The organism is Photobacterium sp. OFAV2-7 (assembly GCF_022347985.1).
GTDB lineage: Bacteria > Pseudomonadota > Gammaproteobacteria > Enterobacterales > Vibrionaceae > Photobacterium.
The window spans coordinates 1-5,667 of the sequence record NZ_JAKRFQ010000278.1; the positions used below are offsets into that span (position 1 = coordinate 1).

The 5,667-nt window shown below is 44.8% G+C and carries 10 protein-coding genes; all 10 read left to right on the forward strand.

The annotated features are described in order from the left end of the window. The coding region (locus MHN01_RS14515) for a tyrosine-type recombinase/integrase (RefSeq protein ID WP_239411997.1) at positions 1 to 468 on the forward strand (468 nt) is incomplete at its 5' end. Then, positions 456 to 671 (forward strand): hypothetical protein, encoded by a 216-nt coding sequence (locus tag MHN01_RS14520; RefSeq protein WP_239411998.1) that lies wholly within the window; start codon positions 456 to 458, stop codon positions 669 to 671. The genes MHN01_RS14515 and MHN01_RS14520, both read left to right, overlap by 13 nt. Before the next feature lie 2 nt (positions 672 to 673). Then, positions 674 to 976 (forward strand): hypothetical protein, encoded by a 303-nt coding sequence (locus MHN01_RS14525; protein ID WP_239411999.1) that lies wholly within the window; start codon positions 674 to 676, stop codon positions 974 to 976. Beyond that, a complete protein-coding gene (locus MHN01_RS14530) occupies positions 973 to 1,272 on the forward strand; it encodes a hypothetical protein (protein WP_239412000.1) in 300 nt (99 codons plus the stop codon). Before MHN01_RS14525 ends, MHN01_RS14530 begins: the two co-directional genes overlap by 4 nt. Before the next feature lie 121 nt (positions 1,273 to 1,393). Then, positions 1,394 to 1,576, forward strand: a complete 183-nt coding sequence (locus MHN01_RS14535) for a hypothetical protein (protein WP_239412001.1) — start codon at positions 1,394 to 1,396, stop codon at positions 1,574 to 1,576. Further along, positions 1,542 to 4,301 (forward strand): toprim domain-containing protein, encoded by a 2,760-nt coding sequence (locus MHN01_RS14540; RefSeq protein WP_239412002.1) that lies wholly within the window; start codon positions 1,542 to 1,544, stop codon positions 4,299 to 4,301. The genes MHN01_RS14535 and MHN01_RS14540 overlap by 35 nt, the downstream gene beginning before the upstream one ends. Positions 4,302 to 4,312: 11 nt before the next feature. Further along, positions 4,313 to 4,474, forward strand: a complete 162-nt coding sequence (locus tag MHN01_RS14545; RefSeq protein ID WP_239412003.1) for a hypothetical protein — start codon at positions 4,313 to 4,315, stop codon at positions 4,472 to 4,474. 9 nt (positions 4,475 to 4,483) lie between these two features. Beyond that, positions 4,484 to 4,723 (forward strand): hypothetical protein, encoded by a 240-nt coding sequence (locus MHN01_RS14550; protein WP_239412004.1) that lies wholly within the window; start codon positions 4,484 to 4,486, stop codon positions 4,721 to 4,723. Further along, complete coding sequence (locus tag MHN01_RS14555) at positions 4,716 to 5,330, forward strand: HNH endonuclease signature motif containing protein (protein ID WP_239412005.1); 615 nt, start codon at positions 4,716 to 4,718, stop codon at positions 5,328 to 5,330. Before MHN01_RS14550 ends, MHN01_RS14555 begins: the two co-directional genes overlap by 8 nt. Before the next feature lie 39 nt (positions 5,331 to 5,369). Further along, positions 5,370 to 5,667 (forward strand): PadR family transcriptional regulator (locus tag MHN01_RS14560; RefSeq protein ID WP_239412006.1); only part of this gene is annotated, 298 nt, incomplete at its 3' end.

The window sequence follows — 5,667 nt, forward strand, 5'->3', positions numbered from 1 at the left end:
ACGGTACTCGATGCTGAGCTAAGCCTGGATGAAGGCTATTTGGTGTACGACAGCACCAATAGCAAAGGGCAGAAGAAGCACCCTGTATCGCTGAATAAGTCAGCAACATCGGCGTTGAAAGAGCTGCTTAAAATTCATCGTCATATGAGTGAGGGGTGGGATTGGGATATCCCCAGAGATGAGCGCCCTTTATTTCTTAGCCGTAACCGCCAGCGCATGAGCCGTCGAAGTTTTCAGCATCGTTTCAAACTGTGGTGCCGGGAGGCAGAGGTGCCGGAAGGGACGCCTCATTGGTTACGCCACTGCTGGGCTAAGCGCTATCTAGAACGCGCAACAGCTCCTGATGCATTGCGTCGTGTTCAGGCTGTTCTGGGCCACTCCGACATCAAAACCACATCTATTTACACCATGCCGGATCGTGAATCTATTGCATCGGCCATGCGGGAGGCGAGCACATGTTTGCACTAATGCTCGACATGTTTAAACCCGCAGAAACATTGCGCCGTGGCGATGTAGTTAGCCTTTCCGGTTATCCCCATGAAGCGGCGCCGTTGGAATCGGTTCAACCGCAGCTAGATGGAAAAGTGCTGGTTAAACAGATTGGAAGTGGTGAACACCTGATCAGTAGCGATAACCGAGTCGCTGTGTTTTCTGGATGTAGAAGGAATTAACGATGAAAACGTCATTATCTCAAGCTTTGCAAGAGCTTAGGCGAAAAGCGCTGCAGGCCGCTTTACGAAACTTGAATCTCCATATTTTTAGAAGCAAAGCGACCGACAAAGAGTTACTCGAGTACGTTGCCGACTATCTCGGCGTTCAGCCTGGTGTTATCCGCTGTTGGCTGCGCCATGAAGGTGTTCCTCGTGAACATGTGCCCGATATGCTCAAGCTTCTGAACAAACACTCTGTATGGAGTCGTCATCAAATTCATCCCACTAGAGCGATAGCTGCAAATTATCTAGGGGGGCAGCTATGACTGAGCAAATCTCGGCAGCACGAATGTCTCAGCAAGAGCAACATTGCTTGCTCAAGCTCGAGCATCAACTTGTTCGGCTTAAGGGCTTTATTTCTCTGCCTTCATTTGAGAGTGAACTTGGAGAACAACTTCAGCAGTGGCAGCAGCAAGGCCATCTGCAGCTAGAGACAAAAAGCCTAACTGAGTTACCCAAAGATCTCGTTACCCAAAACGGTATTACTCATGGCTGCCAAATGAGTGATGAGCTCTGGATGGCGTCAGCCTCTTTACGACGGATTTGGGCTCATGGCCTCTGAACCCCCATATCCGAATTGGCCTTGGCGAGGATATAAGCCTGCACTATGGGCAGAGCCGTGTTTATCTCGGCTCCAGCCCCCAGGGGTATCACTTAGCCGGTTATCACAAGAAAAGAAGCAAATGACATGGCAACACATTCAATACAGCTATCCAGCTCTCGCCGAGTTGCTGAAATCTGATGAGTTTAATGCCTTTAAGCGCCAGTTAACGGCGCACTTTGGCCCCGTCGAGATTGGGGTGAATTTGCAAGATATTGGAGGAACGCTGTATGGCGTCCGCAGACAAACTAAAACGACTTATTGATTTGCATGACTTGGCAGAACGCCTGGATATGGAGCGCCCTGACCCTAATGGGAATTATCGTGCTCCCGGCCGAGCCGATAAGCACCCGAGCGTAAGTATTTTCGATGCCAAAGAAGCTGGCCACATGATGTGGAAAGACCATACCTCCGGCGAGAAAGGTAGTTGTATCGACTTAGTGATCTATTGTGGTCGTGCCGATGATGCTAGCGAAGCAATGAAGTGGCTTCATGAAGAGTACGGTATCCCCACTGACTCGCCGGAACAGCCTCAGAAAAGAGAAGAAACGTTGGATTGGTTGGCAGATAAGCAAAAAGAAGTTGCTAATGATGCCCGTGCTTATTTGTTTGATGAGCGGAAAATTCCGGCTCCTGTTATCGATATGCTGCAGAAGCGTGGGGCCTTTGGTTTTAGTGGCTGGACGAACCCGAAGAAGAACCAAGGTGAAATAGGGTATGGCGGCCCTGCTGTTGCTTTCCCTGCTCGATGTGTTTTGAGCAAGCAGGTAATGGGTATTGATTACCGTTATTTTGATCCGGCGTTGAATGGCGATCTGAAAACCAAAGCACAAGGAGAGAAGCGTGGTTATCCGTACATCCCAGATTTACTGGCTTTACGCCGAGCTAAGACGGTCTATGTCGTTGAGTCCCCAATTAACGCCATTTCTGCCGTGGCAGCCTTCGACCCAGAAGGAACGAACAAAGGAACCACAACAGCTATCGCAACGCGGGGATTGGCCGTTGAGGAAATTGACTGGCGTTTTCTGGCAGGGAAAAAGGTGGTGTGTTGTTTCGACAATGATATGCCAATTAAGGAAGGTCCACGCAAAGGCCACCGCCCGGGGCCAGAGGCGGCATGGCTGGTTCATGAAGCGTGTACTGCACTAAACATTCCTTGTTTTTTGGTAGATCAAGAGAAGACTAATTGGAAAGAGGTCAACGATCTGAATGATTACCTACGAAAGTATGGCCCCGAGGAAACCAAATTAGCGTTACTCCGACTAGAACAATGGTTGGTTTATGGACAAAGTGGCAACTTAATAGTTGGTCGTTTTCAGCGTGTGTCATTGCCATCACATGATAGAAATGTTTACAGCCTATTTCGTACCAAACAAGACTTCACCAGTTATTTAAAGGTTTCCCAGTCAGATGAAGGGGAAGAACAAATTACTCCGCAAGACTTGTGCGGTTTTCGTGTGGCGAGCTTTAGTCGGATTACTATTTCAAGTGCAAGTTCTGTCATGACTGGCGATCAGGATCAAAGTGAGCAAACATTATTTTCGGCATCTGTCCAATCTCCGAGGCATCAGAACACACTCATAAGAAAAGTGTTTGAGGATGAGCAGGTTCATAACCTTGATCAATGGCGTAAGTTTGGGGCTATTTATAGGCCTGCTCAGTTTTCAAGGATGATTAATGTACTTGAACGCACTGCACATATTGGTGAAAGGCATGTGGCTAACTTTGTTGGCTTAGCTTGGTTAAATGGTAAGCCAGTATTTAACGAGGGGCCAGATTGTTACTTTACTAATCCTAAACAGCAGTGCCCATATTATAACTTACGGTTTATTTCTGGTTCACCATTGAATGGTAAAGCAGTTATTCAGGCATACAGTCAGACATTTAAGCAAAGTGCTGCGCTTATTCCACTTGTTTGGTCTGTAGGGTGCCATATTAAGAACTTCATAGGGTTTTGGCCTCACTTTACGCTTCAGGCAGATAAAGGTGCAGGTAAATCAACACTAATTAAACGACTTGAGCGCACCATTGGTTTTACGATGCTTTCCAGTCAGAGCATAAAATCTGAGTTTCGTTTGTTAACGTCAGTAGGGCACACATCACATCCTGTAGGCTGGGAAGAGATCAGTACTCAAGACCAACGAGTTATTGATAAGGCAATATCTTTACTTCAAGAGTCTTATCAGTATACGCCAACCAAGCGTTCTTCAGATATGACAGAATTTATCATTTCTGCTCCTATCATGCTGGCCGGTGAAGATGTACCTGCAAAAAGTTTGCAGGGTAAATTAGTTCGTTCTGACTTAACCAATAGGAAAGGAGATTTATTACCCGATGATTTGCCGCGTTTTCCTGTGAAAGAATGGATTCAATTCTTAACTACGTTTTCTCGGGATCAAATTAAAGGAAGTTTTAATGAATGCTACAGTTTTCTTCAGTCTAAACGCAGTTCAGTTAGTAATGATAGTGCTGCAGATCGAATGATTGAAAACTACACCTGTGTTTTATTAGCTTGGAAGCTGTTATGCCAATTTACTGGGTTGCCATCTAAACACGGAAAGTTTGTCTCTCACTTAGTTACAGAAATGAACTCTCATATCAGTGAAACCAATACAAACCGTGAGCCTTGGGTTTGGATTCTTCATATTATTTTGGGTGAGATTGATTCAGGCCAGTACCGTTATCCTTATGTGTTTGATTGGATTGATGGTGAGTTGTGTTTGCTAATTAGAACCAGTCACATTATGCAGCAATTAAGTCAAACATCTTCATTGAAGCAAACGTTCGATAGTTTGCCAGTTAAATCTGATCGAGTTTTAAAGCGCCAGTTAAAAAATGCAGGGATGATTATTAAGGAGCCTTGTGAAAAAACAATTAACACCAAGCGTGTTTCAAACCTTATTGCGCTAGGGGTCGAAAACTTGCGCGAGTTTGGCCTCTATCCAGGTATTCCTGAAAGTGTTCAGGAGCTACAAGTAAATGGGAAATAAGGAGATAAACCATGTCGCAATACCCAAGTAAAACCGAGTTCGTACAACAAACAACAAGGTTTCGCCGCCGAGGTCAGGTGCAACAAAAAGCCCGTAACAGCGCTGCTCGCCATTTTGGCTTTGTGGATTTTGATGATTTGCGGAGCCGGGCCAAGAACGATGGCGCTTGGTAGGAGGTGATTATGAAAAATCAATTGGTTGACCTTAATAATCATTTGTTCGCTCAGATGGAAAGGTTAAGTGACGAATCTTTAAATGCAGATGAACTGCAAAAGGAGATAGAGAGAAGCAAGGCTGTTTCCTCTGTATCAAAACAAATTATTGAGAATGCTTCCCTTGTTCTCGATGGAATGAAGTTCAAGGCGGAATATGCAGGGAAATATGAAGTACCAATGATGGTAGAGGATACAAGAGATGCCTAAAGGACAAAGTCATTTATATACCGAGGAACAGAAGTGTTTTTTACAGGCTAATTGCTCCTTACCTCGTAAAGAGCTGACTCGAACGTTTAATGAAATGTTTACGTTATCCCTGACAGAAAAAGCGATTAGCTCCTACTGCAAACGACATGGGTGGCTTACCGGCAGAAATGGTCAGTACGTGAAAGGTAGTCAACCGTGGAATACAGGAACTAAAGGAGTCTGTAAGCCAAATAAAACAAGTTTCAAACCTGGTCAAACACCAAGTAACAGCAAGCCTCTAGGACATGAAAGGATTTGTCCAAAGGATGGCCATATTTTAATTAAGGTAGATGAACCTAACCCATATACAGACGCTGATACGCGTTATCGGCCTAAACATCATGTTGTTTGGGAAAAACATCATGGCTCTATTCCGGACGGGCACGTTGTTAGGTTTAAGGATGGGAACAACATTAATTGCGATATAGATAATCTTGAGTGTGTATCTAAATCAGTCAATTTGCGTATGAACCGCAACAATGTCAATTCGTTACCAAGTGAGCTTAAAGAGATAGGAGCAACACTGGCTAAATTAGAAGTTGCAACTTTTGAAGCAATGAAAAAATAAACGTACAGAAAAAGTTAATCACAGATACGGAGAAAAAAGATGATCAGTAATTTGCAGATAGTCTTACTCAGTAAGTTATTGGAACAGCCTAGAACTGGCTATGACCTGACAAAGCTTATTAAAAAGTCACCTTGGCATGCCTCTCATCAGCAGGTTTATCGTGAACTGGCGAGACTTGAGCGAAAAATGATGGTGACTAGTAAGGAAATTCCTCAGCAGGGCAAGCCAGATAAGAAGAGTTATAGCATTACAGCAAGCGGCCGTATCGCATTGGCAGACCCAGAGCTACTTCAGCCAGTGATGAAGAAAATGCAGGATGATGCCAGCGCTATGTTGT